Source organism: Pseudoalteromonas rubra (genome assembly GCF_000967655.1).
Taxonomy (GTDB): Bacteria; Pseudomonadota; Gammaproteobacteria; order Enterobacterales; family Alteromonadaceae; genus Pseudoalteromonas; species Pseudoalteromonas rubra_A.
Map to the genome: position 1 here is coordinate 1 of NZ_JXYA01000012.1, position 26,513 is coordinate 26,513.

Consider the following 26,513-nt stretch of genomic DNA (forward strand, 5'->3'; position numbering starts at 1 on the left):
ATAGAACACTTAATTAAGCAAATTGGTATTACGTGATGATCATTAGAACGGGCAGGTATTTCCGGGGATCAAAGCCCAGGGCTGAGGGCTCGCTGCTCGCGCCTGCAACAAGTCGTGCAACGCGTTGAACGAGGCACGCGTATTACGCAGCGCCACTTTATCGACAAACCACTGCGGCGCGCCGCCCTGTAAATCTGCCGATATTTGATAGTCTATCTCAACGGCGTTGTCTCGCTCCGTCAGCCGCCATTGCACAGTCACAGGTTCAATGCGGATCACACCCGGCGCAGGTGCAGGCTCAGCAACTGAGCGTATCTTGAGCAGATAGCTGGCTTTGGACACTTGCAGTAAACACGCATGCGTGAGCATGTCCCGTTTACGCAGCGGCCAGGGTAAGTCAAAGTGCGTCAACACTCGGGTCTGGTTTGGCGCTGGGCGGGACAAAATGGAGACGGTACTGACATGCTTAACCCACAGCGGAACACTATCAATGTCGTTTAGCAGGTTGATCACCGACTTGGCACTGATCCCAGGCCACTGTCCTGTCACCCTAATCTTTAAAGGCTGATCAGCACGCTTTTGATAGGCCACAGAAAACAGCTCGCCATGGTGCCAGGATTGCCAGTTTTCAGGCGCCTGTACGGTGTGGCCAGGCGCTGTGTAGCCGACCAGCCAAAACAGGATGCACAGGCAAGCTAAACGTTGCAGATTACCAGTAAGGTTCACTGTTTAACGATGCCTGACGACTTTGCTCCATCGCACTGACAAGAAAATCGGCTTTTTGTTGCAGCCAGACTAAAATGCCCTGCAACGCTTCATTTGGCTGGCCCTCGCACAACTGGCGAAGATAAAACAAGGTCTCCAGCTCATAAATACCATAGACAATATCAACCCAGGGGGCTCTGAACGCCCGACGGATTTCTTTGTCGTATAGTTTGCCCAGGCAGTGACCACTGAGCAGCATGTTTTCCAACGGCTGACGACACTCCAGATACTCTTTCACCGTCATAGCACGATCGGCCGGAAATAAAGTGGTTAATTTATTCCAGTCGTGATCATAGGCCCGCTTAGCAAGCGCCTCAACCGGGCTTTGCGCCGCGGTAATGGCGTTCTGATCCCAGTTTTTACGCCAGGATTTGTCCAACAACCAGCGGGTAAGCGCCAAAATCAGGCGGTTGTATCGCGAGCAGTGAAATAAGTCTTCAATGTCGGTCACGGTTGGCTGAACGTCTTTCATATCAGCAATCACCTGAGCCAGCTCGGGCGCATTAGAGATCCGCTTATAGTAAGCATGGCGCTTAGACGTATAGGTTTTTAAATGAATGGCGTTTTCGACCCAGCCTAATTCAGACAACAGCCATTTAAGCTCTTTGCGCAGAAACTCGGTTGACGATTTGTCGACAAACTCTTCAAATAACCAGAAGGCGTGCCGGATCAGGCTCACCCCGTCTATCAGGCGTTTCAGGGTTTTCAGGCTTGGCGCATCCAGGTAACACTGCTCGTGCTTCTGCACAAACTGAATACCGTGATTAACGGTGGCCACCAGCGCCTGCTCTTGCGTACAACCGCGGGGTAACTTGATCACACCCAGGGTTTTATTGGCTTTGAGTGGTTTATCATCAGCAATACGGTAGCCCCTTGCCGCCTTGGAATAGAGCCCCAGTCGCAGCCCAATGTGCTGTAACAAATGATCGGCGAGTAGAAATAAATCGTCTTTGTCACCCTCGATCAGCTCGATTTCGAGCTCTGAAATGGGTTCAACAATCCCCTGTGCACTGATCTCACCTTTATCGAGCACCACTTCTATTTCGCTGCCAGCCTCAGTTTCAATCAGCCAGGTACGACGAATAAAATTGGTACTAAAAATCGGGTATAAGTTACTGGCTATCGACTCCAGCTGCACACCCATAGGCCAGATACTGGAGTCAAAAGCGTGAATATCGGGGCGACTGCCCTGCAGGGGTAAATTGTACTCTGGACGCTGATGTAATCCCCCAACCACCTCACCGGCCAGCTTAATGGTCTGCTCGCAGTCGTCATCATTACAACGCGTGCGCAGACCGATATCGAATGCACGCAGCTCACGGCTGGGCGTATCGAAATAAGCATTTTTCAGATTTTTAGCGGGTTTGTTGCTGACTTTTTTCGCAAACTGGGTAATAAGGGCTGGGATCAGCGGAACTTCATTGTCTGAAACCAAAAATTTCAGTTCTATCTCAGTGTCCATCGGGGGTGTGATTTACCTATGTAATTTTCGAACCCCCAAAATATACAAAGGGTCCGCACTTTGCAAACCTTTTAGTAATTATTAGCGCATAATCACCACCAATGCCAACCGGTTTGTTCAATTACAGGTGTAAACATGTGCTCACGCCAGTGCCCGGATTTACTCGCAGTTTAAGTTAAAATCCGCTCGTTTGTGCGTTATCCGCAAAACCTGCCCCTTGCCTTTGCCTCGGGAAATCCCTACTATTTTGGTAACTTTATAACGATATCAATATTTAAGGCCTGCGAATGCTGAAAAATATCGCTTTGCCGCTGCTGCTGTCTGTGCTCTCACTGAGTGCAATGGCGGAGCAAACCGAGCTGCAAAATGAGCCTGCACAGGCGCAGTCAGCAACCGACAATAACGGCTACATTGTCGACGACTTATACCTCTTCATGCACACCGGACCGGGTAAGAATTATCGCATCCTGGGTTCGGTCGAAGCCGGAACTGCGATCACTATCCTAAACACAGAGCAGGACGACTTTATTCAGATAAAAGATGACAAAGACCGCGAAGGTTGGGTCCAGAGTCAATTTGTCACCTCTGAACCGGGGTTACGTCAGCGACTGGAAAGCGCTAATCAGGCACTGAGTGATAACAATGCTCAGCTCAATACTTTACAAAGCCGCATTCCCCAACTTGAGCAGGCCAACTTGCAGCTACAGCAAGACAATACAACGCTCAAAAATAACATCACCGAGTTGGAGCAAGCCCTTGAGGCGCAGGTACAGGCAAGCCGCAATAAGGTACAAACAGAGCAGCACATGCTGCTGAGCTATGGTGGCGGCATTGGTATCGCGGGCATTTTAATAGGCGTGATACTCACCCTGGTGCTGTCAAGACGTAAGCGCTACGACGGTTGGGCGTAAAAGCCGCAATAAAATATATGCATAAAAAAAGGCCTTATCGGCCTTTTTTTATTACTTGCCTGCGATGGCGAGTAACTCAACTTCAAATATGAGCAACGAGCCCGGTGCAATTTTCCCGGCCGCCCTGTCTCCGTATCCCAGATCCGGGCCGATAAAAAAGCGAAACTTATCACCCACAGTCATCAGCTGAACGCCCTCAGTCCAGCCCGGTATGACCTGGTTCAGGCCAAAACTGATAGACTCACCGCGCACCACGGAGCTGTCGAACACAGAGCCATCCAGCAAAGTACCATGATAATGTACGGTGACTTTGTCTGTCGCGCTCGGATGCTCAGTCCCGTCGCCTTTGTTTAACACTTCATATTGCAAACCAGAGTCGGTTGTTGTGACTCCGCTCTTTTGCGCGTTTTGCGCCAGAAACTCTGCCGCCTCTATGCGGTTACCTGCCGCCGCCTGCTTTTGCTGTTTACCGTTTTTAAAAATCAGCCAGCCCAGCACGACGATGACCAGCACAAGGATAATATTGGTTGTTGACATAGTGACTACCTAAATTATGAATGATCTTTTTCTTGCTCGTTTGGCGCTTCGCCTTCGGCGTCTTTATCGTCGCCATTCACCACATCGGCAATTTGCTGCAAACGGGCCAGTGCCAGTGCATTGATACTCTGCTGCGGATACTCGCCATTGATAAGCGCCCCGGCTTCACGCTGCATCAGCAAAGACAGCGCCTCGTCGACTGTTGCCACCGCGAAAATATGGAAGCGACCTTGCTGAGCCGCCGCCAGCACTTCGTCATCCAGTACCAGGTTGATCAGGTTAGAACGAGGAATGATCACACCCTGACGCCCGGTCAGGCCGCGCATTTTACACAGCTTAAAGAAGCCTTCGATTTTCTCATTCACGCCGCCGACAGCCTGCACCTCACCGTGCTGGTTAATGGAGCCCGTCAGTGCCAGTGACTGATCTATGGGTAGCTGCGTAATGGCAGAAATAAGGCCGCACAGCTCCGCCAGCGACGCGCTGTCACCGTCAATAAAGCCATAACTTTGCTCAATGGCAATGTTAGCGCTCAGCGTCAGGCTAAAGTTTTGCGCATATTTATTGCCCAGGTAACCGGTCAGCAGCATAACGCCTTTAGAGTGGATCGACTTACCTAACTCGGCTTCACGTTCCACGTCTATCACCCCATCGGCACCGGCATACACAGTCGCGGTGATCCGCGCCGGCGTACCAAAGGCGGTATCACCAATGTGCAGCACCGTCAGACCGTTGACTTTACCGACCGCCTCGCCTTCTGTGGCGATCAAAGTATGGCCTTCTTCAATGTCACTGAGCATGTTCTCACTGAGCTGGCCGGTGCGATATTGCTTGCCTACTATGGCTTCGTCGATATGCGGTGCGTCGATTTCGCTAAGGCCGTCCTGCTTGGCGTAATAACTCGCCTCTGCCACCAGCTCAAGCACATCCGCAAAACGTGCCGAGAGCTTGTTCTGATGTTCAGCCTGGCGATAACTGAACTTCAATAAGCGCGCCAGTGCCTCGCCAGTTAAAGTGCATTTCAGGGTCTGCTCACAGTACTCCTGCACTTTAGTGACAAACTGATACTGCAGCCGATCACTGTCGGGCAAATAATAGTCAAAGTCTGCCAGCACCCGGAATAGTTCACCAAACTCTTCGTCGTATTCCCCTATGGTGTAATACAAGTCACGCGAGCCCAGCAGGATGATCTTCACATCCAGCGGGATCAGCTGAGGTTTAAGGGTAAAGCTGCTGCCGACTGAGCTGTCCTGATAAGGTAAATCGTTTTTGATCTGGTGCGTCTTTAAAGACAGTTTGAGCCCGTCCCAGACCTGCGCATTGGCCAGTACTTTGTCGGCATCCATGATCAGATAGCCGCCATTGGCACGGTGCAGTGCCCCCGGCTGAATAGAGCGATAGCTGGTGATCAGCGTGCCGTGGGCATTGGCATACTCAATTTTGCCAAAGATGTTGCCAAAGGTCGGGTTCGGCTCATACACCACAGGCGCCGCCTGCCCTTCTTTGAACTCCACCAGAATATTCGGGGCAAAGAAATCACTCAGCATGCCCTTGGCATCAAAGTCATCTTTATTTTCGTCTCCTGCGGCACTGTCATCGTCCAGCCAGTCGAGTACGGCATCGACAATTTCCACTCGCAAGTCTTTAAGATAACGGATCACCCCAATGTGGCTGGCATACTTATGCTCCAGCGCTTTGAGCAATGGCTTGGTCGCCAGCTCTATGGTGGTTTTCTTCAGCTCGCGCAGTTTCTCTGATGATTCGCGCTTCCAGCGTGGCAACTCAATCAGTGCTTCAATCAGGCAATCTTCGAGCTTTTCAATGGCATCAAAAAAGTGTTCCTGAACGGCTTCTTCCAGCGCCATAAATTCAGCATCATCAAGCGCTTTGCCATCCACCACAGGGGCAAAACTCACCACCCCTTTTTCTTCCATCATGGCAACGCTTTTCTTCGCGGCCAGCTCTTCCACCGCACTCAGGGCGGCGTTGTATTTGTTGTCAAAGTCTCTGTCGAGCGACTTTTTCTTGCGCTGATAACCCGGGTTATCAAAGGCCGCAGGAAACGTATCCACCACTTCGTCTAAGAAGGAGTCAATGTCATCAGCCAGTACTTTGCTCTCGCCCGCCTGCATAAACAGGGCTATCGGCTCTCTGTGGTCGTCGTAGTTATTGACATACAACCACTCTTTGGGGGTTGGGCGGGTTTTGCAGTGTGCTTCGAGCTTGTCTTTGACCATAGTAAAGCGCCCGGTTGCCGCTTCGCCCATGACAAACACGTTGTAACCCGGCAGCTCCATGCCCAGCGCGAAATCAAGCGCACTTTGCGCCCGGTTCTGGCCGATAAACGGCAAAGGATCCGGGTAGGGGTTTTGCATGCAGGTGGAGATGTGTGGCAAAGACACACTCGGAGCCAGCTGTTCGCTGCTCAAAGGCTTAATGGTTTTCGTCATTCCTAACTTCTTTCTCTTGGCCGGCCGCGCGCCACTTGCACACGGGGCTGTGATTAAGGGGTAAGTGCCTTACGAGCAAACTCACCGTGCCCACATTCGCTGCACGACGGAATTTCCAACGCATAATAGACATTCGTTTTATGGCCGCAATTTTTACACACTAATTGCCCCAATGCTATCCATTCCCCTTGTTTGTAGATGCCATCGTGTTGAAAGTCCTGTACTAATGCCTGCCATTCAAGCTGTGTGCGGTCCTCCAGCTGAGCCAGTTCGTACATCACACTGGCCTTAAGCTCTTCCCAGGCAACATCGTCATAATGCTCCTTATGTTCGCTGAGGTGAGCCAGGTCGCGTTTGAGATAATAGCGATAATCGGCCAATTTATCTTTCGAAAGCTGCTTCACCGCTTCCTGCGCGTCCATAAACTCTTTGACCAGCTTTTTAAGCTCATGCTCTTTGACGTCTTTCAGCCACACTGAAAAGTCATCCAGCCAGCGTTTGTAATCTGCCATGCTTACCTCCCGACTCAGGCTATTTTGCAAGGTATTTACTCTGCCTTTGTCTCAGTATAGTTCAGCTGACGTCACAGTCCTGAAACAAATCACCACCACAGCGCCAATTTACGCTGATAATTCCGCTTTGAAGCGCTGTGATCAGCGCGTTTTTTCGGGTATGCTATCGGCAATTTTCTAATTAGTTTGCAAGAAGTCTGGAAACGTCAATGCAAGAGCAATACAACCCGCAAGAAATCGAACCCAAAGTTCAGTCCCATTGGGAACAAAACAACAGCTTCAAAGTAGTTGAAGACGAATCAAAAGAAAAATACTACTGTCTGTCTATGTTCCCTTACCCAAGTGGTCGTCTCCACATGGGTCACGTTCGTAACTACACCATAGGTGATGTGGTCTCGCGTTTCCAACGACTCCAGGGCAAAAACGTGATGCAACCTATGGGTTGGGACGCATTTGGCCTGCCTGCGGAAAATGCCGCAATCAAGAACAACACGGCGCCGGCTAAGTGGACTTACGAAAACATCGACTACATGCGCAACCAGTTAAAGCTACTTGGTTTTGGCTACGACTGGGACCGTGAAATCGCGACCTGTCACCCGGATTACTACAAGTGGGAACAATGGTTCTTCACTAAATTGTACGAAAAGGGCCTGGTCTACAAAAAAATGTCAACGGTAAACTGGGATCCGGTTGACCAGACGGTACTGGCCAACGAGCAGGTTATTGACGGCCGCGGCTGGCGTTCAGGTGCCATCGTTGAGCAAAAAGAAATTCCACAGTGGTTTATTAAGATCACTGACTACGCGCAGGAGCTGCTGGACGACTTGGACCAGCTTGAGCACTGGCCTGAGCAGGTGAAAACCATGCAGCGTAACTGGATCGGTCGTTCAGAAGGTCTGGAGATCGACTTCAAACGCGCTGATAACGACGAGCAATTCACGGTTTACACAACCCGCCCGGATACCTTTATGGGTGTGACTTACGTGGCTGTGGCTGCGGGTCACCCTATTGCTCAGGAAGCGGCGAAAAACAACGCCGACATTGCGGCGTTTGTTGAAGAGTGTAAAAACACCAAAGTCGCCGAAGCCGACATGGCCACCATGGACAAAAAAGGCATCGCGACTGGCTTCTACGCTATCCACCCGCTTACCGGTAAACAGGTGCCTATCTGGGTTGCTAACTTTGTACTGATGGATTACGGCTCAGGGGCCGTCATGGCCGTACCTGGTCACGACCAGCGCGACTACGAATTTGCCAGCGCTTACGGTCTGGAAATCAAGCAAGTGATTGCCCCGGCTGGCGACAGCGAACTAGAAGCAAACCTGGATGAAGCCGCATTTACTGAAAAAGGTGTGTTAATCAACTCAGGCGAGTTTGATGGCCTGGACTTTGAAGGTGCCTTCAATGCCATTGCCGACAAACTGGAAGGCATCAATGCCGGTAAACGCAAAGTCAATTTCCGCCTGCGCGACTGGGGTGTGAGCCGTCAGCGTTACTGGGGTTCTCCAATCCCGATGCTGAACAAAGCAGACGGCAGCGAGCTGGCAGCCAGCGAAGACATGCTACCGGTCCGCCTGCCAGAAGACGTGGTAATGGATGGCGTAACCTCGCCAATCAAATCCGATCCTGAGTGGGCCAAAGCAACCGTTAACGGTGAGCAGGTTTTCCACGAAACAGATACCTTTGACACCTTTATGGAGTCATCCTGGTACTACGCGCGCTACTGTAGCCCGCGTTACGATGAAGGCATGTTAGAGCCGGGCGCAGCAAACTACTGGCTACCGGTTAACCAGTACATTGGTGGTATTGAGCACGCTATCCTGCACTTGCTGTATGCGCGTTTCTTCCACAAACTGCTGCGCGACTTTGGCCTGGTTAATTCCAGCGAGCCGTTCGAGCGCCTGCTGTGTCAGGGCATGGTACTGGCAGAGACTTACTACCGCAAAGATGAAAAAGGCGGTGATATCTGGATCTCACCTACCGACGTAGAAACCGAGACCGACGACAAAGGCCGCATCACTAAGGCGTGGCACAAAGACGACGGTGAGCCGGTATTCTCTGCGGGCATGAGCAAGATGTCTAAGTCAAAGAACAACGGTATCGACCCGCAGATCGTTATCAAGCAATACGGTGCCGACACCGTGCGCTTGTTTATGATGTTTACTGCACCACCAGAGCAAACGCTGGAATGGTCTGATTCGGGCGTAGAAGGCGCACACCGCTTCTTGCGTCGGGTCTGGAAGTTTGCAGTCGATGTTAAAGCCGCCGGTACCGCCGAGCTGGATCTGAACGCACTGAGCAGCGCACAGAAGACATTGCGTCGTGAGATCCACAAGACCATCGCGAAAGTAACCGATGATGTTGAGCGTCGCCAGACCTTCAACACCGCCATTGCGGCTATCATGGAGCTGTCAAACAAGCTGGCCAAAGCACCGCTGAAAGACACGCAGGACATCGCACTGGCCAACGAAGCGCTGGAAGCCATGATCATCATGCTGGCGCCAATCACACCGCACCTGTCTCATGAGCTGTGGGAACAACTTGGTAAGCAAGGCGACATCTTGGATGCGCGCTGGCCACAGGTTGATGCGGGTGCTTTGGTTGAAGACGAGAAACTGATCGTGGTTCAGGTCAATGGTAAGCTGCGCACTAAGCTGACTGTGGCGGCTGACGCGACCCAGGAGCAGATTGAAGCGCTGGCGTTTGCCGATGAAAACGTACTGAAGTTTACTGAGGGTAAAACCATACGTAAGAAAATCTACGTACCGGGTAAACTGTTCAATGTGGTAGCCAACTAATGGCTACCCTGCTGAATACCCCATTATTCAGTATGATGCGACGCTGGCAGGGTTTTATGCTGGCGTTGTTTACCTGTATGGCGCTGTCCGGCTGTGGCTTTCAACTGAAGAAAGCCTCCTACCTGCCGGACGACCTCAGGGCACTTCACCTCAGTGGCACCGACAGTAAGTCGGCGCTGTTTATGAGCCTCAAGCAAGAACTTAAACGCGCTCAGGTCCAGCTGCTGCCCTCGCCTAAGCTTGGCAATGGCGAAGATGCGGTTGAACTGCACCTGTACCGGGACTCGCTTGAGCGTCAGACGCTGAGCCTGTTTAAAAATGGTCAGGTGGCACAATATGAGCTGGCCTACAGTGTGCGCTATCGTCTTACCCGCCCGGGTTATGAACCCGTCGAGCAGGAATTTGAACTGTACCGCAACTACCAGGATGACCCGGACAATGCCCTGGGCAAATCTCAGGAGCGGGAGATCATCCTCGGCGAACTGCGTCAGCTTGCCAGCCGCCGTATTATCCGTGAATTGTCTCAACTCTAATGCGTTGTTATGCCAATCAATTAGCAGGCCAGCTTAAACAGGGCCTGCAACCATTTTATCTGATCTTTGGTGAAGAGCCTTTCCAGGAGGCCCAGTGCGTCAGCGCTGTTCGCCAGATGGCTAAGCGCCAGGGATTTGATGAGGTGATTAAGTTCAGCTTACTGCCCGGCTTTGACTGGCTGGAGCTGGTCAATCAGTACAACAGCATGTCGCTGTTCAGTGCTCAGACGCTGATTGAGTTCGACCTTAACCAGCAAAAACCGCCCACCCAGGGCGTAAACATTTTAAAAGAGCTGGCGGCAAACCCGAACCCGGATGTGATTTTGATCCTCAAAGGCGCCAAAGCCTCGCAGGATATTCAGCGCAGCGCCTGGTTTAAGGCGCTGGATAAGCAAGGCCTGTTTGTGCCCTGCTACGCGCTGACCGGCTACCATCTGCAACGCTGGCTCGATGATGAATGTAAGCGGCTGAAACTCAACCTCAATAACGACGCCAAACGCAGTCTACTACAGGCAACCGAAGGCAACCTGCTGGCCACGCATCAGGAGCTGGAAAAGCTCTCTTTACTATACAAAAGTGCGCCAATCGATCAGGAAAAGTTGCTCAGCGGGCTGCTCAATCAGGCCAAATTCGACATCTTTGACCTGAACGACGGTTTGCTGCGAGGTAACCCGAAAACACTTATCAAGGTGCTCAACAAACTGGCACACGATAATGTCGAGCCCGCCAGCATAGCCTGGACGCTGCACAATCAGGCCCAGCTGTTGCTGAACCTCAAACAGCTGATCCAGTCGGGCACACCCACACAGGATGCGTTCAAAAAGCACAATGTCTGGAAAAATCAGCAGCAGAATACCCAGCAGGCGCTGGACCGGCTCAATACCACCCAGCTGGAACAATTGTTGGTCCTGCTGGCTGAGTTCGATTCGGCCTATAAGCGCAACATTCTGGTTGCGCCCTATCAGGCACTAGCCCATATTGCACTGAGCTTTTGCCAGTCGCTGCCTTTTGCCCTGCCCTATGAGGAGCTGGCATGATAGCCCTGTTTGGCGGCACCTTTGACCCTATCCATCTGGGTCATATTAATATGGCCACGCAGTGTGTAGATACGCTCGGCCTGTCTGAGCTGCGCTTTATTCCCAATGCCGTACCGGTGCATAAGCAGGGCCCGGCCATCAGCACCGCAGACAGACTGGCTATGCTGCAACTGGCCATTGCCCATGAACCCAGGTTCAGTATTGACCGCCGGGAGCTGGAGCGCGATACCCCTTCGTACTCTTTGCTTACCCTTCAGGAGCTGAAAACTGAGTATCCGGATCAGGCGCTGGTCTTTTTAATGGGCATGGACTCATTTAACAGCCTGGATAAATGGTATCGCTGGCAGGATATTGTGGCGCTGTGCCATATCGTGGTCTATCAACGACCGGGCGATGCGTTTGCTCCATCTGAGGCTTTGCAGGCGTATCTGGCACGCGCGCGCTGCACAGACACCCAAACGCTGAACACCCAAGCCGGTGGCCTGTGTTATTTTTTGCCGGGTCAGCCCTTTGAGGCTGCGTCCAGTACCATCAGAAACGCGATAAAACACCGCCAAGCTGTTGAACCTTGGCTGAATAATACAGTCCTAGATTATATTCAGGCACACCAATTGTACCTAAGCAGTAGCGACAACCCGTAACCCGGCGCGCAGTGGATAGACAGACTTGAGTTTCCCCCTGCTAACCGTGTTACAATTGCCGCTTATTTGTAGCAAAGAGACAGAGATTTGGATTCAAAACAACTACTAGATTTTGCATTAGACAAAGTCGACGACATGAAAGCCCGCGATATTGTTCACCTTGATGTAAGAAATACCTCTTCCGTCACCGATTATATGGTTATCTGCTCTGGTAATTCCAAGCGCCATGTCCAGTCCATTGCCGATCATGTCGCCAAAGAAGCCCGTCATGCAGGTGAAACACCATTAGGGCATGAAGGTCAGGATACAGGCGAATGGGTGTTGGTAGATTTGGGTGATGTGGTGGTGCATGTCATGCAAGACCAGACCCGCGATTTCTATGACCTAGAAAAACTCTGGGGTTAATGTGAAGATCCAGCTCATTGCAGTCGGCACCAAAATGCCTGGCTGGGTTGAAACCGGCTTCCAGGAATATCAGCGGCGTTTCCCCAAAGATATGCCGCTGGAGCTGATTGAGATCTCCGCCGGCAAGCGGGGCAAAAACGCCGATATCAAACGTATTTTGCAGCAGGAAGGGGAGAAAACCCTGGCCGCCATTCCCAAAGGCAATCGCATTGTCACGCTGGAAGTCACGGGCAAACCCTGGGACACCCACCAGCTGGCCAGTAATATGGAAAAATGGCAACTGGACGGCCGTGATGTCAGCTTGCTGATAGGTGGGCCTGAAGGCCTGGCGCCGGAATGTATCGCCGCTTCCGAGCAAAAATGGTCATTGTCCAACCTGACACTCCCCCACCCGCTGGTGCGCATTGTGGTGGCAGAAAGCCTGTATCGTGGCTGGAGTTTAAATAACAACCATCCTTATCACAGGGAATAGTCACCATTATGCTCAATCACAGGCCGACGATCCGCGACCACAGCGCAGAAGCAAACCTGTTTGCGCGTCGCGCCTTTATTGGCTTTGTCTTCGTGGTGACCCTGATAGGTATTTTGTTGCACAATGTCTACAAGTTACAAGTCACTGAGCACGAGACCTATCAGACCCGCTCTAACGATAACCGCATTAAAGTCATTCCGGTCGCCCCTAACCGCGGGTTAATCTATGACCGCAATGGCATTATCCTGGCCGAAAACCGTCCGGTTTATAACCTGGAGGTGATCCCTGAGGACGTAGATGACCTGGAAACCGCACTGACCCAGGTGCGCACCCTTATCGACATCAGCGACCAGCAGGTCGAAGAGTTTCGCAAAGACATTCGTCATAATCGTCGTTTTAAAAGTCAGATCCTCAAAGGCCGGTTGAACGAACAAGAGGTGGCCATCTTTGCGGTCAACCAGCATAAATTTCCCGGCTTCAGTATTGAGGCACGGCTGGCTCGTTACTACCCCTACGGCGATACCCTTACCCATGCGCTGGGGTATGTTGCCAAGCTGAATAAAAAAGAGCTCGCCGAGCTGGAATCAGAAGGTAATGCCAGCAACTATCGCGCAACCCGGGATATCGGCAAACTGGGCATAGAAAAGTTTTATGAGTCACGCCTGCACGGCGTGGTCGGCTCACAGCGCGTTGAGGTCAACAACCGTGGCCGGATCATTCGCACTTTGGGCGTTGAGCCACCGCAGCCCGGTGAAGATTTGGTCCTGACCATGGATATTGGCCTGCAACAGATCGCCCAAAAAGCGCTTGAAGGCGTGCGCGGGGCCATTGTGGTACTCGACCCCAAAGACGGCGGCGTGCTGGCCATGTACTCCAATCCCAGCTATGACCCGAACCTGTTTGTCCACGGGATCAGCAGCAAGGACTATCGCGAATTACTCAACCCCGACAGGCCGCTGATCAACCGCGTCACCCAGGGCCGCTATGCGCCGGCATCTACGGTTAAGCCCCATCTGGCTATTCTGGCACTGGAAGAAGAGCTGGTCACAGAGCAAACCAAACTCTGGGATCCGGGTTTTTTCCAGATCCCCAACGTCGATCACCGCTGGCGTGACTGGAAGCGCTGGGGACATGGCCATGTAGATGTATACAAAGCCATTGAAGAGTCCTGCGACACCTATTTTTACCATACCGCTTATCAGCTTGGTATCACCAAGATCAGTAACTTTATGAGCCAGTTTGGTTTTGGTGACCTCTCAGGCATAGACATCCATGAAGAGACCTCTGCAATCATGCCCACCACAGACTGGAAGCGCCAGCGCTTCAAAGAAAACTGGTGGCCCGGCGACACCATTTCCGTCGGCATTGGGCAGGGTTACTGGACTGCCACCCCTATTCAGATTGCCAATGCGGTGTCTATTTTGGTTAACAAAGGCGCGCACCGGCCACCTCACATGGCTCAGGTTGCTCGCCATGACAATGAAGTCACGCAAATGTACACCGATGAAAAGCCGCCCGTGGTATTGAAAAACCCGGATCACTGGCGCATTGCCCTGGAGGCCATGCACAACACTGTGTATAAAACCACCGGCACGGCCCACAAAGCATTCAAAGGCGCAACCTATGATCCGGCCGGTAAAACCGGTACCGCACAAATCGTCAGTATTGCCCAGGGTGAAGAGTACGACGCTGAAAAATTGCAGGAACGGCACAGAGATAACGCCATTTACACCGGATTTGCCCCCTATAACGACCCGCGTATTGTGGTCGCCATTGTGGTTGAGAACCAGGGTGCAGGTTCATCTATAGCTGCCCCCATCGCCAGACAGCTGATGGACTATTATTTTGCCACTTACCCCAGTGACACGGAGGGACAATGAGTCCGTTGAATCAACAACGCACCATCTGGCAACGTCTGCATATCGACCTGCCACTGCTGCTTGCCATGCTGGCGATGATGGTTGGCAGTATCACCATAGTCTACAGTGCCAGTGGTCAGGATATGGACATGATGGTGCGCCACAGCAAGCGTATGTTTGCCGCCTTTGCGGCCATGCTGTTGGTGGCCCAACTGTCTCCCAATACCTTAAAAAGGCTGGTGTTTCCCATGTACACCGTTGGCCTGCTGATGCTGATTGCCGTCCTGTTTGTCGGGGTCAGCAGTAAAGGCGCGCAGCGCTGGCTGGATCTGGGCATTACCCGCTTTCAGCCATCCGAGATCATGAAAGTCGCCGTGCCCATGATGGTTGCCTGGTACATTGGTCGCCACCATATGCCGCCGCGTTTTATCCACATTATTGTTGGCTTTGCGATTGTGCTGGTGCCAACTTTGCTCATCAAGGAGCAACCCGATCTGGGCACCTCTATCCTTATCGCCAGCTCAGGGATATTTGTGCTGTTTCTTGGCGGGTTGAGCTGGAAATTGATTGGCTCCGGCATGCTGCTCGCCGTGCCCGGTGGCTTTGCGCTGTGGCACTTTGGTATGCACGCTTATCAAAAACAACGGGTCCTGACCTTTTTAGATCCAGAAAGCGACCCGCTTGGCTCTGGCTATCACATCATACAATCGAAAATTGCCATCGGCTCTGGTGGCATTGAGGGTAAGGGCTGGCTGCAAGGCACTCAGTCGCAACTGGAGTTTTTGCCCGAGCGTCATACTGACTTCATTTTTTCCGTGTTAAGTGAAGAATTCGGGCTCACCGGTGTGGTGATTTTACTGAGCCTGTATTTGTTTATCATTGGCCGGGGGCTGTACGTTGCCGTCAACGCGCAGGATGCCTTCAGTAAACTGCTGGCCGGCGCACTGACACTGACCTTTTTCGTATATATTTTTGTTAATATCGGCATGGTTTCGGGCCTGCTCCCTGTTGTTGGGGTGCCACTGCCGTTGATCAGTTATGGCGGCACCTCCATGGTGACCCTGATGGCCGGGTTTGGCATTATTATGTCGATAGCCACAGATAAGAGGATGTTATTGAAGTGATCAAGAGGACGTTTAAACAAGCTGCACTACTGGGCTTTGTTGTAGTATTAAGCGCCTGTAGCAGTCGCTATCAAGTGAAGCAGGACAAAGCCCCGTTGCGCGCGCCTACGGAACTGGAGATGCAGGACGCACTGGTGACCAGCGAAGCCAAAAGTGTCAGCGCGGGTCGCCCCTATGAGGTACTAGGCAAGCGGTATACGCCCATGTCAGATGAAAAAGGCTATCAGGCGCAAGGCACTGCGTCCTGGTATGGACATAAATTCCATGGCTACTACACCTCTAATGGCGAGGTGTTCAACATGTTTGATATGACCGCCGCGCACAAAACACTGCCGCTGCCAAGCTTTGTGCGCGTCACCAATGTCGACAATGGCAAAAGCGCCATTGTCAGGGTCAATGACCGTGGACCCTTTCACGATGACCGGCTGATTGACTTATCTTATGCCGCCGCCTATAAACTGGGCTTTCATCGCCAGGGTACAGCACAGGTTAAGATAGAAGCCCTTACCATAGCGCGCGATACGCCCAGACTAACCTATGTGCAGGTTGCCGCCGCCAGTAACATTGAAAATGTACAGGCGCTGGCCAGCACCTTGTCGCAGCAATTTCAGCTTGGCACACCCATTGCCTTTGAGGACAATTTATACAAGCTAAGACTTGGCCCGATCACCGACGATAATACCGCGCAAAAGCTCTTAGAAACGTTGCGCCAGGGTGAATTTAATCGCGCCTTCTTGCTTTACACAGAACATGAACTTTAAAATATTCAGTAATGACATTTAAACATGCCGATCAACAACCAAAAAGCGAGCATAATGACAGTTTTCAAACCTAAATTTATTAAACACTTAGTGGGTGCCGTGTGTTCGTTCACCCTGTTTTCGGCCAGTGCACAGATCTTGCCTTCACCACCTCAGGTCAGCGCCAAGGGCTATTTCCTGGTGGATTTTACAACCGGTAAGGTGATTGCAGAAGGCAACCCGGACACCAAACTGGCCCCGGCGAGCTTAACCAAAATGATGACCAGCTATGTGATTGGTACCGAGCTGCTGGCCGGTAATATTGCCAATGAAGACATGGTCACCATCAGTGAAAAGGCCTGGGCGAAGAATTTCCCGGAATCTTCCAAGATGTTTATCGAAGTGGGTAAACAGGTCAGTGTTGAAGACCTTAACCGCGGTGTAATCATTCAATCAGGTAACGACGCCTGTGTTGCGCTGGCAGAGCATATCGCCGGCAGCGAAAGTGCCTTTGCCGATCTGATGAATGCCCATGGCGAGAAACTGGGGATGACCAACACCCATTTTGTAAACAGTCATGGCCTGGATACCGATGAGCATTACACCACCCCAAGAGACATGGCGACCCTGGGTGCAGCGCTTATTCGTGATGTGCCGGAAGAATACGCCATCTACAAAGAGAAGTCGTTCACCTTTAATGGCATTAAGCAGTACAACCGTAACTCCCTGTTGTGGGATGCCAGCCTGGACGTCGACGGCATTAAAACCGGTCACACCTCAGAAGCGGGCTACAGCCTGGTAACTTCAGCTACTAAAGGCGATATGCGTCTGATCGCCGTGGTCATGGGCACAGCCAGTGAACGTGCTCGTAAAGTAGAGAGTAAAAAGCTCCTGAACTATGGCTTTCGCTTCTTCGAAACCATTACCCCTTATAAAGCAGGCGACAGCTTTGCCGACCAACGGATCTGGATGGGTAATAAGGAAACCGTATCACTGGGTATTGCCGAGGACACACCGATCACCATTCCACGTGGTCAGCGTAAAAACCTGAAGGCCCACTTTGAGCTGGATAAAACCCTCGAAGCACCACTGGCAAAAGGCAGCAAGGTCGGTACTTTATTCTTGCAACTGGAAGGCGAAGACATTGCTCAGTACCCGCTGGTAACGCTGGAAGAAATTGAGGAAGGCAGCTTCTTCAGCAAGATTTACGACTACTTACGTTTACAGATCATGCAATAACCCCGGTTTTAGTGGGTTTATAAACCAGTACGCCTCCCACCGGAGGCGTTTTTTTTTGCCGCAAAAATGCTAGAATGCCCGCCAAGATATGTAGCGTGCCAGGGTCTGTTCAGGCCCAGCCAAGTAGTGAGGATACCGTTGTGGTAACACCTGTAAAAAATACTAAGTTTGACGAGTACTTAGAGTTCCCTTGCCCGTTTACCTTCAAGATTATGGGTCTGGCGAACGTCAACCTGACCGATCAGGTTGTCGCAAAGATGCAAACTTTGGCACCCGGTGACTATGCACCAAAAACCAAGCCAAGCAGCAAAGGCAACTATGAATCCGTCACTCTCGTTGCCACTGTGACGTCAAAAGAGCACATTGAGCAGATCTACACTGAGATAGGTTCACTGCCAGACGTTCGATACGTGCTATAAGGCGCAAACCAGATATGAGCAACCGCAGTATCATAGTTCGTCAGCTGGGCCGCCAGGCGTATGAGCCAATCTGGCAAAAAATGCAGTCCTTTACCGACACCCGTGATGACAACAGCCCGGATGAGATCTGGCTGGTAGAACACGAGCCGGTCTTTACTCAGGGTCAGGCCGGTAAAGCCGAACACCTGTTGGCCCCCGGTGATATTCCGGTCGTTAAGGTCGATAGAGGTGGTCAGGTCACCTACCATGGCCCGGGCCAGCAGATGATGTATGTGCTGTTTAATCTGCGCCGACTCAAGATTGGGGTCCGCGAGCTGGTCACCTGGCTTGAAGAAACCATCATTGACATGCTTAAAGACCACGGCATTGAAGCTTATGCCAAACCGGATGCGCCCGGCGTTTATGTCAGTGATGCCAAAATCGCCTCACTGGGGCTGCGGGTCCGTCGGGGTTGCTCGTTTCATGGTCTGGCGCTGAACGTCAACATGGATATGAGTCCATTTTTACGCATCAACCCGTGTGGCTATGCCGGCATGGAAATGGTGCAAACCAGTCAACTTAATGGCCCTGCTACGCTTACTGAAGCGGGCAATGGCCTGGTAGAACACATGCTCAAGCGCCTCGCGGCCGAGCAGGTTATACACACCCAGGGGTTTGAAAACGAATGAGTAAACCAGTGAAAATTGAGCCAGGGGTAAAGCTCCGCGACGCAGAAAAAATGGCGTTGATCCCGGTTAAAGTAATGCCAACCGAGCGCGATGAAATGCTCCGCAAGCCGGACTGGCTGAAGATCCGTCTGCCAAAATCCAGCGAGCGTATTGATGGCATCAAACAGGCAATGCGTAAGCACGGCCTTCACTCCGTCTGTGAAGAAGCCTCATGCCCTAACCTGTCTGAGTGTTTTAACCACGGTACTGCCACCTTTATGATTTTGGGTGCAATCTGTACCCGTCGTTGCCCATTCTGTGACGTGGCACATGGTCGTCCGCTCAAGCCAGATGCCGCAGAGCCAGAAAAGCTGGCACTGACCATCAAAGATATGAAGCTGAAATATGTGGTGATCACCTCGGTTGACCGTGACGACCTGCGTGACGGTGGTGCCCAGCATTTTGCCGATTGTATTCGCGAAATTCGCAAACACAACCCAGGCATTACCATCGAGATCCTGGTACCGGACTTCCGTGGCCGGATGGACCGCGCACTGGAGATCTTAACCGAGACGCCACCAGATGTGTTTAACCACAACCTGGAAACCGCGCCACGCCTTTACAAAATGGCGCGTCCGGGTGCCGACTATAAATGGTCACTGGAACTGTTACGTCGCTTTAAAGAAGCGCACCCTGAGGTGAAAACCAAGTCTGGTCTGATGGTTGGTCTGGGTGAAGAGATGTCGGAAATCGAAGAAGTACTGCGCGACTTGCGTGAGCACAACGTCGACATGCTGACCGTTGGCCAGTACCTGGCACCATCTAAGCACCACCTGCCGGTGAAACGCTACGTGCCACCTGCGGAATTCGATGCGCTGAAAGAATACGCCGACGAAATTGGCTTCAGCCACGCCGCCTGCGGCCCGTTCGTACGCTCCAGCTACCACGCAGATCAGCAAGCTGCGGGTAAAGAGGTAAAGTAACGGCAAATTTGTCGTTACCCTCGCCAAAGAAAAGCCGCACTTTTGCGGCTTTTTCGCTTTTTGCAGCTCAAACGCCACAAATCACTAATTTAACTTCCTAAATTGCTGCTCAGATTAGCTTTTTTCGCGGCAAATTTATTTCGCAACCCAGTTTTTCTCACTTCCCTAAGATAGTCCCTGTCGACAAAACGCGGGCAGATAGCCCGCTCAACAGATGTACAGGGCGCCATGTGCATTTTTCATTATCTAAGGAGTCACTATGACTTATGTATGTGAATTATGTACCGAGAACAATTTTGATTTAGCAGTAAAAGTGCAACACAACAATTATCTGGCAACATTGGGCAGTATGAAAGTTTGTCCGGACGAATTTCGCCAAAAGGGGATTAAACTCTTTCTTATCAGTGTCATTGAAGGCGATAAGAAACACCCCGTGGCCACCTTCGGGTTGCAGGCAAAATTCATGGAAGAAGCGGTCTGGGAGGATGTCGCGGCTGGCACAGATATCCAGTTTAACCCACAGACCGATGTCGTCGTTGGGCAACTGAGTAACGCAAAATCCCATAAAATGTCTATGCAACTGCTCTACGGCATTATTTATGACGCTGTACAGAGCATGGGGTTTTCCCGGATGCTGTTCTTAATTCGCCGCAGTGTTATCTTTTACCAGGGCAAGCTCAATGCTATTTTACTTAAAGAGCATTGCAAATATGACATAGGGCAACCGGCCAACGTCAGGGCGATGTTGATCAATGTCAGGGAGTTTTCAGGTAAAACCTGTCGTTATATTTCCCGACTGGCAAGCAATCAGTTTAACCCAAGTCAGCCGGTGATCAGTCAGAAGGAATTAAATGTGTCACACTGGGACAAATATAGCCGTTCATTCGACAGTATATTAACCCGGCCACAAAGGAAGCTCTACCAGGACGTTGCAAAGTCTTGTCGGGGCAACCTCATAGATATCGGCTGTGGTAACGCCAACCTGGCAGCGTTTTTAATACCTGGTCGTCACCAGTATGATGGCCTGGATGGCGCGAAACAGATGGCACACTGTGCGAAACAGAACCTGAGTACACTGGATAACTCAGTGGCTGGTGATATTTATCATACTCCGGCTGAGCAGTTTTATCCTGAGCACCGCTATGATGTGGCATGCAGCATTAATAGCTTATATGCCATGGATAATCCACAAGCCTTGTTCCGGCATGTTTTTAACATGTTGCGAGAGGGCGGGCAGTTTATTGTTGCCAACCCTAATGAGCGGATGAGTCAGGCACATATCACGCGCCTGCTGGATAAATACTGTGCCGAATTTGCCCATTTGCCCGAGTGCGCGGAGTTCAGGGCCATGAACAAAGCCTTTGTTGAGCAATATCAACAGCGCTTTTATCCGGCCGATGAGGTCGTGCAGTGGTTAGAGCAGGTCGGCTTTCGCAATATCCAGGTTGACCAGCACCACTATGACGGGGCCATGAACCTTTATACTATGGTCCGCTAAGCGCGCATAACAGCACCGCCGCCTTTACGTGGCGGTGCTTTTCCTTATCTGGGGGCAAAAAACGCCCCAACATTCATTCCATCTTGCTATGAACCGTACTATATTAAATGCGGAAAATGTAATAGTCAGTAACCAGCAAGGATAGGCAAAATGTCGTACCAGCATTTAATTGCACTGCTTAATGCCACCGATACAAACAGCTACACGGCGGCATTTTATGCCGCTATACAGGAAATAGGATTCGACAGCGGGGTCTATGGTTTTTTACCCAGCCCCGAGTTTCTTAAAGCCCACAATCAGGAACCCGTTTTTGTTGCCACACCACAAGCGCCCAGCGATTATCTGCAAGCATATCATGCCCAACAGATCGCCAATGACGACTTTATCCTCGCTGCGCTGCAACGTGGCGAGCTATCGCCAATTAACTGGTGGCGGGACAAAGACAAATATCAGCTAAGCCCGGCCCAGTTTAAGGCACTCAATGATACGCGTACGCGTTTTGGCATAGAAAACGGTTACACTGTACCTGTGATGAGCGATCATCGCGGGGTTGCCTGCACCACGCTATACAGCAGTAAACCCGAAGCGGCATTTAATGCCATGATTGACGAGCACGCTGAGCAGATTGAGCTATTCAGCCAGACACTGCACAGCCGGATCTTCTCGAACCCGGATCTCGTCGCCCAGCTTTATACCAGTTATATTCGCATCTCGGACAAAGAACGCACTGTATTGCGATACTTGATTTCGGGCAAACCCCTTAAGTGTATAGAGGATCACACCGGCGTACCCTACAAATACGCCACTAAAGTGCTTGATACATTTCGTAAAAAACATGGCAATGTGCCCAAGGATGAATTGCTCTATTCACTTGGGCACTTTTTCAGTTAGGGATCAGTCGGTTTCCAGTAAGTAGATGTCAGGCCGGGTGTTGGTGCGTTTGTCGCCCTGGATAAACACCCCGTGCCCCTCATCAAACAAAATTGGCCCGCTGCTTTGTCCATAAGCTTCCATCACTTGCTGATATTCACCCTGAACCGGCACCAGATTAAGGTAGTGGGTTAACCCAGGATTGAGCTGCACCACCCAGTTGTTCGCGTTATCCAGCTGCACCACGCCCTGGTTGTAGAGATTGTAAAAGCCCAGTTTCTCTTGCCACTGCCAGCTGTTGCTGTCGGGGTAATAGTGGCCTGCCGCAACATGCGTGTCGACCCCGTGAGTCAGGATCCCAAGCACTCCGCTGGCATTGTAGTCCAGGCTGATAAAACGGGCCCGCAATAATTTGCCACTGGGCAATTCAGGTGACAGTAAAAAAGGTGCCTGCCAGGTATCGCTGCTGGCCTGATAAAAACGACAAAAGGCCCGGTCATTGGCTTCGAAACACCAGGTCTGGTTACCCTGATTATCCTCAGCCGTGGCCTGGAGCGTTATATGACGCAGCTCATAGTCTCCCTGCTCCAGCGGCTTAATGCCGGCATCACCAAACGCATACCAGTGCGCACTGCCATCGTCTTTGCGCACCAGCTGCACTTGATGCTTACCCAGCGCACTGAGTGTGCTGACTCCGTCATAAAACTGGCCAGCCTGCAGCGCCTCTGGCAGAGCCAGCGAGTTTTCTTTCAGGCGCATAAAAATATAGCCATAGGCGTCTAAAGCGGGCTCGTTGTCTGGCGTTGAGTCATATAAAAACAGTGCGCTGACCCAGGGTTCATCCAGCCAGGGCTGATAAACCGTTAATTCATCTATCCGGCCCTCAAAGCCGCCATAACTAAACGCTCTTGGCAGCTGCCACTGCTTAACCGTTTGCTGGTAGTCCGGTGCACTTGCCGATAAAGTCACCGACTGCAAAGTGGCCGTGATCTGCCAGCTTGTTTCGTCTTTGTGGATCTCGACAGCGTGATCACGCACCCTGTCGCCAACTTGCTCCGGGCGTTTAAACGCCCCCAGATGGGTACTCAGAGTATCGCTGAATTGCAGCGCCTGCTCGCCCGCTGCCGGGTCAAACACATAGGCCAGCGGTGCCTCGCTGACTTCCGCTTTCAGTAATACCACCAAGGTATTGTCTTGTTCATTCTTCCAGCTGTTAATCGGAGAGTTAGGGTCGACCGGGGCCGGAAACTCTCCCCATAAACTGACTTTGTCTATTGCTTGCTGGCCGGGGTTTGGTGTAAGCAGCTGCCATTGATTGTCACGATAAGCCAGCTCAAGCGCACTCCAGTCAGGCGTATCCTGTGCCCCTGCCCAGTCCTTAATAAGCCCGGCAATTTGCTGCGCATCAGTAAGCTTTTGTGCATCATCCAGCGCACTGAAATAGACTTTTTGTAACGCCATGGCCACCGCCTGGTATTGCGCATTTGCTCCGGCCACATAATCCATCGTCAGGTCAAATTCGGCCATACCAAAGTCGCTGGCTGCCTGCTCTGTGGCTTGTGCCTGAGTCAGACCGCTTTGCATCAGGTCGGCGATGTAGTGCGATAAAGGCGAGATCACACTGGCCATGGGCGGCGCTTTAAGTTGCTGGGTTTGAGTAAAAGGCGCGTTGTTGGCCGCATCAAGCGTGACGCCTGGCAATAAGTCGGCATACAAAAAGTGCTGTTGTTCATCACCGGCCTCAAGTTTCAGGGTGAGGCGCCCCTGTGGATCACTAAACCCGCGTGGCTCAGACTCATCAACACTGCGATCGTCGTCAAGGTCCACAAATACCCGGGCATTTTGATAATAGCCAAGCACCGTGATCTCATGCTCTACATCCGTATTATTCCCTGGGGTGCCGCCCGAGTCATTGTCATTCCCTGAATTGGATGGATCTGGATTGCCCGGCTGTTTATCGCCATTCTGAGTGCTGTTGTTATTGCTATTGGTGGTATCTGGCGCATCATCGCTGCCCCCACAGGCCACCAGCGAGGTTGCAATGAGCACCGCCAGTGAAGCCAGTTTAAATCGTCTGATAGTCATATTCCCGGTCCTTTTTGTCTGGAATCCTGAGCAATCATGGCGCTTTTTTTGCTGCGCGTCAGGGTGGAAATTTCCACCTTTCGCCCGCCACCACTATTTGGCAGACTGCCTGCTAACCACCTGAACCGTAAGGCTTACTTGCATCATTTTGCAGTGCAGCCTTAGCGCCCATGACAAATTTGTCGTTGCTCCGCAATGTTTTAACCGGTGGATAATAAAAAAACATCAGACAGGAGATTACTCTATGAAACACTTACTTTTAGCCGTAACCGGTATGTCACCCCAAGTGATAACCGAAACCCTTTATGCCATGCACCAGCAAGGTCAGCACGTGGATGAACTTAAGGTGATCACCACCAGCCGGGGACAAAAAGAGATCTGGCTAAACCTGATGGTCGGCGCACCGGGCTGCCCCGGCGTGTTACAGCAGCTGATTAACGACTACGATCTACCGGCGGTCAAATTCAACCAGGACAGCATTTATGTAATAAGCGACGCCCAGGGTAACCCGCTTAGTGACGCCAGAACCGAAGAAGAGCATGATGCCATGGCCGACTACATCACTAAGGTTATTCAGCAAGAAACCGCCAACCGGGACCAGGTGATCCACGCCTCACTGGCCGGTGGGCGTAAAACCATGACCTTTTTTATGGGCTATGCCATGAGCTTGTTTGGTCGTCCGGGAGATACCCTGAGCCATGTGCTGGTAGAAGAAGCCTTTGAGAGTTCTAACTTTTTTTACCCTACCCCCTACTCCAAAGCAATCAAAACCCGAACAGGTCGTACCGAAGATGCCAAAGATGCCAGGGTTTCGCTGGCCAACATCCCTTTTGTGCGAATGCGCGACGAGATCCCCGCTCACCTGCTGGACGGCAAACTGGACTATACCGAGGCGGTGAATATTTTGAATATTGCCCACGAAGATCACCCGTTGATCATCGACCTGATCGACAACAAGGTTTGTATTGCCCATCTGGAGGCCAAGCTAAGCCCCAACGACCTGGCCTTTTATATCTGGTTTATTAAGCAACAAGCTAAAACGCCCGAAGGCGTGGAGCGCCCCAGAGCAAACACAGTGAATGCACAATACGCCGACAGCTTTTTAGACGAATATATGAACCTGAACAGTCCTAAAGACGGCCTGCTGGGCGCCATCATAGATCCAGAAGCCGATCTGGAGTTACAGAAAAAACACCGTGCGGCCTTTGAGAGAGGATCAGAAGGCTATGGAATGACCATGAACTACTTCTCGGAAAAGCGCACCAATGTGAACAAGTCGCTCAGGGCAGCATTTGGTAAACAGCTGGCCGAGCAGATTGGCATTATGAACGAAAAACGGGGCCCCTATTCACTGGCCATTCCACTGGAACGTGTGGTGCTCAAAGGCATCGACGGCGAACAAACAGTGGTGTAGCCTGAAAACAAGCCTGCTCTGTCGCTTTTAGTGGACTAAACACTCATCCGCCAAGTATCAAAGGAAATAATTATGTTGCAGGCGATCAAGAAGTTTTACCATCAAAAAGTCACCCTAAAAAACCTGACCTCCTTCCTGTGCGGCCTGCTGGCCTTGGTGTGTTTGGCCTGGCTGGGCGATCAGAGCTATTTTTACATTACCCGGTTTACGCTAGGCAAACCCCACCCGGACTGGGACAGTGTCGCCTGGTGGGTCGCGCTGTTTGGCGTTTGCCTGGGCAGCCTGCTGACGGCCTATTTGTCTTTTAACTTTGTAAAGGTACGCCATTTGCAAAGTAGCAGTGCCAAGGGCACTTACAAAGCGCTGCTGCTCACCACCTCCCCGGCAGATGCACGTGACAACCAATGGCAGATTGTTAAACACCAGGGCGTATTTAAACTGTTCCAGGTTGACCCAAAAACAAAACAGACAGTCGAAAAGTTTCCATTCAGCGGCTACCTGACTGACGACATAGCATTATTCACTGAAAAAAAGGTACGTTGCAGCTGGCAGCAGGTGCTCAGAGCCCTTAGAAACCACAAGAACAATGTGGAACAAATCTATCTGGTTGTGACCGAAGAAATGCACAAGCTCAAATACCACTGCGGCGACCAAACCCAGTCGGAAGCCCAGTGCCTGCGCGACTGGATAGCCTTTTATTTTAACGATGCGCTACAAGAGACGCAGGTTAGTTTGCACCGCCGACCGGTCAGCGCCAACGAAATGCAGGACTACTATCACGCCTTTGACGAGTTGATAGACACCCTCACCGGCACCTATCAGGACAAAGAGATCCTCATCGACATCACCGGCGGCCGCGTGCCCGCCAGTCTCGGCGGCTGCCTGGCCACCCTGCACAACAACTGCCGCATGCAATACATAGATGCAATCGCACAGCCCAGCAAAGTACATATCTACGATGCCACCATTAAGCAGATAGACTAAGCAACAAGCCAAAACACACATTCCCACACCTGTCATACCGGGCTTGCCCCGGTATCTGCAGACCGGCAAATGGGTGCTTGATTGAGCTTGCTTATTTAAACACAACGCAAATACCCGCACCTGTCATA

Annotated in this window: 24 protein-coding genes; 18 read left to right on the forward strand and 6 right to left on the reverse strand. The window is 51.5% G+C overall.

What is annotated here, in order from left to right:
- Window positions 1-42: 42 nt before the first annotated feature.
- Window positions 43-726: an START domain-containing protein gene (locus tag TW77_RS06595; protein ID WP_046004185.1), complete on the reverse strand. Its 684-nt coding sequence runs from the start codon at window positions 724-726 to the stop codon at window positions 43-45.
- Window positions 710-2,227, reverse strand: a complete 1,518-nt coding sequence (locus TW77_RS06600; protein WP_046004186.1) for a CYTH domain-containing protein — start codon at window positions 2,225-2,227, stop codon at window positions 710-712. Before TW77_RS06600 ends, TW77_RS06595 begins: the two co-directional genes overlap by 17 nt.
- A 287-nt stretch (window positions 2,228-2,514) precedes the next feature.
- On the opposite strand from TW77_RS06600, the gene TW77_RS06605 reads away from it, so the two are divergent.
- Window positions 2,515-3,138, forward strand: coding sequence for a TIGR04211 family SH3 domain-containing protein (locus TW77_RS06605; RefSeq protein WP_046004187.1), 624 nt, complete (start codon window positions 2,515-2,517; stop codon window positions 3,136-3,138).
- Window positions 3,139-3,189: 51 nt separating this feature from the next.
- Here the strand turns inward: TW77_RS06605 and TW77_RS06610 are convergent, their stop codons facing one another.
- Genes TW77_RS06610 through TW77_RS06620 form a run of 3 tightly spaced genes read right to left on the reverse strand, consistent with a single transcriptional unit; the run spans window position 3,190 to window position 6,637 of the window.
- Window positions 3,190-3,675: an FKBP-type peptidyl-prolyl cis-trans isomerase gene (locus tag TW77_RS06610; protein ID WP_046004188.1), complete on the reverse strand. Its 486-nt coding sequence runs from the start codon at window positions 3,673-3,675 to the stop codon at window positions 3,190-3,192.
- A gap of 14 nt (window positions 3,676-3,689) precedes the next feature.
- Window positions 3,690-6,125 (reverse strand): Lon protease family protein, encoded by a 2,436-nt coding sequence (locus tag TW77_RS06615; protein ID WP_046004189.1) that lies wholly within the window; start codon window positions 6,123-6,125, stop codon window positions 3,690-3,692.
- A 53-nt stretch (window positions 6,126-6,178) separates the two neighbouring features.
- Window positions 6,179-6,637, reverse strand: a complete 459-nt coding sequence (locus tag TW77_RS06620) for a zinc ribbon-containing protein (RefSeq protein WP_046004190.1) — start codon at window positions 6,635-6,637, stop codon at window positions 6,179-6,181.
- A gap of 209 nt (window positions 6,638-6,846) precedes the next feature.
- Here TW77_RS06620 and leuS point away from each other — a divergent pair, with 209 nt between their 5' ends.
- The 15 genes from leuS (at window position 6,847) to TW77_RS06695 (ending at window position 21,923) form a co-directional block, all read left to right on the forward strand.
- A complete protein-coding gene (gene leuS, locus TW77_RS06625) occupies window positions 6,847-9,435 on the forward strand; it encodes a leucine--tRNA ligase (protein WP_046004191.1) in 2,589 nt (862 codons plus the stop codon).
- A gap of 32 nt (window positions 9,436-9,467) precedes the next feature.
- The gene (gene lptE, locus TW77_RS06630) at window positions 9,468-9,968 is read left to right on the forward strand and encodes an LPS assembly lipoprotein LptE (RefSeq protein ID WP_046004206.1); all 501 of its coding nucleotides are present in this window, start codon (window positions 9,468-9,470) and stop codon (window positions 9,966-9,968) included.
- Window positions 9,968-11,005: a DNA polymerase III subunit delta gene (holA, locus tag TW77_RS06635; protein WP_046004192.1), complete on the forward strand. Its 1,038-nt coding sequence runs from the start codon at window positions 9,968-9,970 to the stop codon at window positions 11,003-11,005. The genes lptE and holA overlap by 1 nt, the downstream gene beginning before the upstream one ends.
- Entirely contained in the window at window positions 11,002-11,646 is a 645-nt protein-coding gene (gene nadD / locus TW77_RS06640) for a nicotinate-nucleotide adenylyltransferase (RefSeq protein WP_046004193.1), read from the forward strand. The genes holA and nadD overlap by 4 nt, the downstream gene beginning before the upstream one ends.
- 87 nt (window positions 11,647-11,733) lie before the next feature.
- Window positions 11,734-12,051, forward strand: coding sequence for a ribosome silencing factor (rsfS, locus tag TW77_RS06645; protein ID WP_046004194.1), 318 nt, complete (start codon window positions 11,734-11,736; stop codon window positions 12,049-12,051).
- Between the two features lies 1 nt (window position 12,052).
- Window positions 12,053-12,523: a 23S rRNA (pseudouridine(1915)-N(3))-methyltransferase RlmH gene (rlmH, locus tag TW77_RS06650; protein ID WP_046004195.1), complete on the forward strand. Its 471-nt coding sequence runs from the start codon at window positions 12,053-12,055 to the stop codon at window positions 12,521-12,523.
- A gap of 8 nt (window positions 12,524-12,531) precedes the next feature.
- On the forward strand, window positions 12,532-14,403 hold the full coding sequence (gene mrdA / locus TW77_RS06655) for a penicillin-binding protein 2 (protein ID WP_046004196.1): 1,872 nt from the start codon (window positions 12,532-12,534) through the stop codon (window positions 14,401-14,403).
- Window positions 14,400-15,506: a rod shape-determining protein RodA gene (gene rodA / locus TW77_RS06660; RefSeq protein WP_046004197.1), complete on the forward strand. Its 1,107-nt coding sequence runs from the start codon at window positions 14,400-14,402 to the stop codon at window positions 15,504-15,506. The genes mrdA and rodA overlap by 4 nt, the downstream gene beginning before the upstream one ends.
- The gene (locus tag TW77_RS06665; protein ID WP_046004207.1) at window positions 15,506-16,267 is read left to right on the forward strand and encodes a septal ring lytic transglycosylase RlpA family protein; all 762 of its coding nucleotides are present in this window, start codon (window positions 15,506-15,508) and stop codon (window positions 16,265-16,267) included. The genes rodA and TW77_RS06665 overlap by 1 nt, the downstream gene beginning before the upstream one ends.
- Before the next feature lie 54 nt (window positions 16,268-16,321).
- Window positions 16,322-17,485, forward strand: coding sequence for a serine hydrolase (locus tag TW77_RS06670; protein ID WP_046004208.1), 1,164 nt, complete (start codon window positions 16,322-16,324; stop codon window positions 17,483-17,485).
- Window positions 17,486-17,625: 140 nt separating this feature from the next.
- Entirely contained in the window at window positions 17,626-17,904 is a 279-nt protein-coding gene (ybeD, locus tag TW77_RS06675) for a DUF493 family protein YbeD (RefSeq protein WP_040644649.1), read from the forward strand.
- A gap of 14 nt (window positions 17,905-17,918) precedes the next feature.
- A complete protein-coding gene (gene lipB / locus TW77_RS06680) occupies window positions 17,919-18,572 on the forward strand; it encodes a lipoyl(octanoyl) transferase LipB (RefSeq protein WP_046004198.1) in 654 nt (217 codons plus the stop codon).
- Complete coding sequence (lipA, locus tag TW77_RS06685; RefSeq protein WP_046004199.1) at window positions 18,569-19,534, forward strand: lipoyl synthase; 966 nt, start codon at window positions 18,569-18,571, stop codon at window positions 19,532-19,534. The genes lipB and lipA overlap by 4 nt, the downstream gene beginning before the upstream one ends.
- Before the next feature lie 259 nt (window positions 19,535-19,793).
- On the forward strand, window positions 19,794-21,032 hold the full coding sequence (locus TW77_RS06690) for a class I SAM-dependent methyltransferase (RefSeq protein WP_046004200.1): 1,239 nt from the start codon (window positions 19,794-19,796) through the stop codon (window positions 21,030-21,032).
- 150 nt (window positions 21,033-21,182) lie between these two features.
- Entirely contained in the window at window positions 21,183-21,923 is a 741-nt protein-coding gene (locus tag TW77_RS06695) for an autoinducer binding domain-containing protein (RefSeq protein WP_046004201.1), read from the forward strand.
- Between the two features lie 3 nt (window positions 21,924-21,926).
- Here TW77_RS06695 and TW77_RS06700 read toward each other — a convergent pair whose 3' ends face one another.
- Window positions 21,927-23,987: a hypothetical protein gene (locus tag TW77_RS06700; RefSeq protein WP_046004202.1), complete on the reverse strand. Its 2,061-nt coding sequence runs from the start codon at window positions 23,985-23,987 to the stop codon at window positions 21,927-21,929.
- A 244-nt stretch (window positions 23,988-24,231) separates the two neighbouring features.
- Here TW77_RS06700 and csm6 point away from each other — a divergent pair, with 244 nt between their 5' ends.
- Both csm6 and TW77_RS06710 read left to right on the forward strand, forming a co-directional pair.
- Window positions 24,232-25,401 carry a CRISPR-associated ring nuclease Csm6 gene (gene csm6 / locus TW77_RS06705; protein ID WP_052713080.1) on the forward strand — a complete coding sequence of 390 codons (1,170 nt, stop codon included), beginning with the start codon at window positions 24,232-24,234 and terminating at the stop codon, window positions 25,399-25,401.
- 72 nt (window positions 25,402-25,473) lie between these two features.
- Window positions 25,474-26,385 (forward strand): hypothetical protein, encoded by a 912-nt coding sequence (locus tag TW77_RS06710; protein ID WP_046004203.1) that lies wholly within the window; start codon window positions 25,474-25,476, stop codon window positions 26,383-26,385.
- The last annotated feature ends 128 nt before the right edge of the window (window positions 26,386-26,513 follow it).

Excerpts from the sequence above, each read along its gene's own strand:
- TW77_RS06600 (WP_046004186.1), bottom strand. The coding sequence starts at position 2,227 with ATGGACACTGAGATAGAACTGAAATTTTTGGTTTCAGACAATGAAGTT.
- TW77_RS06605 (WP_046004187.1), top strand. The coding sequence starts at position 2,515 with ATGCTGAAAAATATCGCTTTGCCGCTGCTGCTGTCTGTGCTCTCACTG.
- TW77_RS06610 (WP_046004188.1), bottom strand. The coding sequence starts at position 3,675 with ATGTCAACAACCAATATTATCCTTGTGCTGGTCATCGTCGTGCTGGGC.
- TW77_RS06615 (WP_046004189.1), bottom strand. The coding sequence starts at position 6,125 with ATGACGAAAACCATTAAGCCTTTGAGCAGCGAACAGCTGGCTCCGAGT.
- TW77_RS06620 (WP_046004190.1), bottom strand. The coding sequence starts at position 6,637 with ATGGCAGATTACAAACGCTGGCTGGATGACTTTTCAGTGTGGCTGAAA.
- leuS (WP_046004191.1), top strand. The coding sequence starts at position 6,847 with ATGCAAGAGCAATACAACCCGCAAGAAATCGAACCCAAAGTTCAGTCC.
- lptE (WP_046004206.1), top strand. The coding sequence starts at position 9,468 with ATGATGCGACGCTGGCAGGGTTTTATGCTGGCGTTGTTTACCTGTATG.
- holA (WP_046004192.1), top strand. The coding sequence starts at position 9,968 with ATGCGTTGTTATGCCAATCAATTAGCAGGCCAGCTTAAACAGGGCCTG.
- nadD (WP_046004193.1), top strand. The coding sequence starts at position 11,002 with ATGATAGCCCTGTTTGGCGGCACCTTTGACCCTATCCATCTGGGTCAT.
- mrdA (WP_046004196.1), top strand. The coding sequence starts at position 12,532 with ATGCTCAATCACAGGCCGACGATCCGCGACCACAGCGCAGAAGCAAAC.
- rodA (WP_046004197.1), top strand. The coding sequence starts at position 14,400 with ATGAGTCCGTTGAATCAACAACGCACCATCTGGCAACGTCTGCATATC.
- TW77_RS06670 (WP_046004208.1), top strand. The coding sequence starts at position 16,322 with ATGACAGTTTTCAAACCTAAATTTATTAAACACTTAGTGGGTGCCGTG.
- lipB (WP_046004198.1), top strand. The coding sequence starts at position 17,919 with ATGAGCAACCGCAGTATCATAGTTCGTCAGCTGGGCCGCCAGGCGTAT.
- lipA (WP_046004199.1), top strand. The coding sequence starts at position 18,569 with ATGAGTAAACCAGTGAAAATTGAGCCAGGGGTAAAGCTCCGCGACGCA.
- TW77_RS06690 (WP_046004200.1), top strand. The coding sequence starts at position 19,794 with ATGACTTATGTATGTGAATTATGTACCGAGAACAATTTTGATTTAGCA.
- TW77_RS06695 (WP_046004201.1), top strand. The coding sequence starts at position 21,183 with ATGTCGTACCAGCATTTAATTGCACTGCTTAATGCCACCGATACAAAC.
- TW77_RS06700 (WP_046004202.1), bottom strand. The coding sequence starts at position 23,987 with ATGACTATCAGACGATTTAAACTGGCTTCACTGGCGGTGCTCATTGCA.
- csm6 (WP_052713080.1), top strand. The coding sequence starts at position 24,232 with ATGAAACACTTACTTTTAGCCGTAACCGGTATGTCACCCCAAGTGATA.
- TW77_RS06710 (WP_046004203.1), top strand. The coding sequence starts at position 25,474 with ATGTTGCAGGCGATCAAGAAGTTTTACCATCAAAAAGTCACCCTAAAA.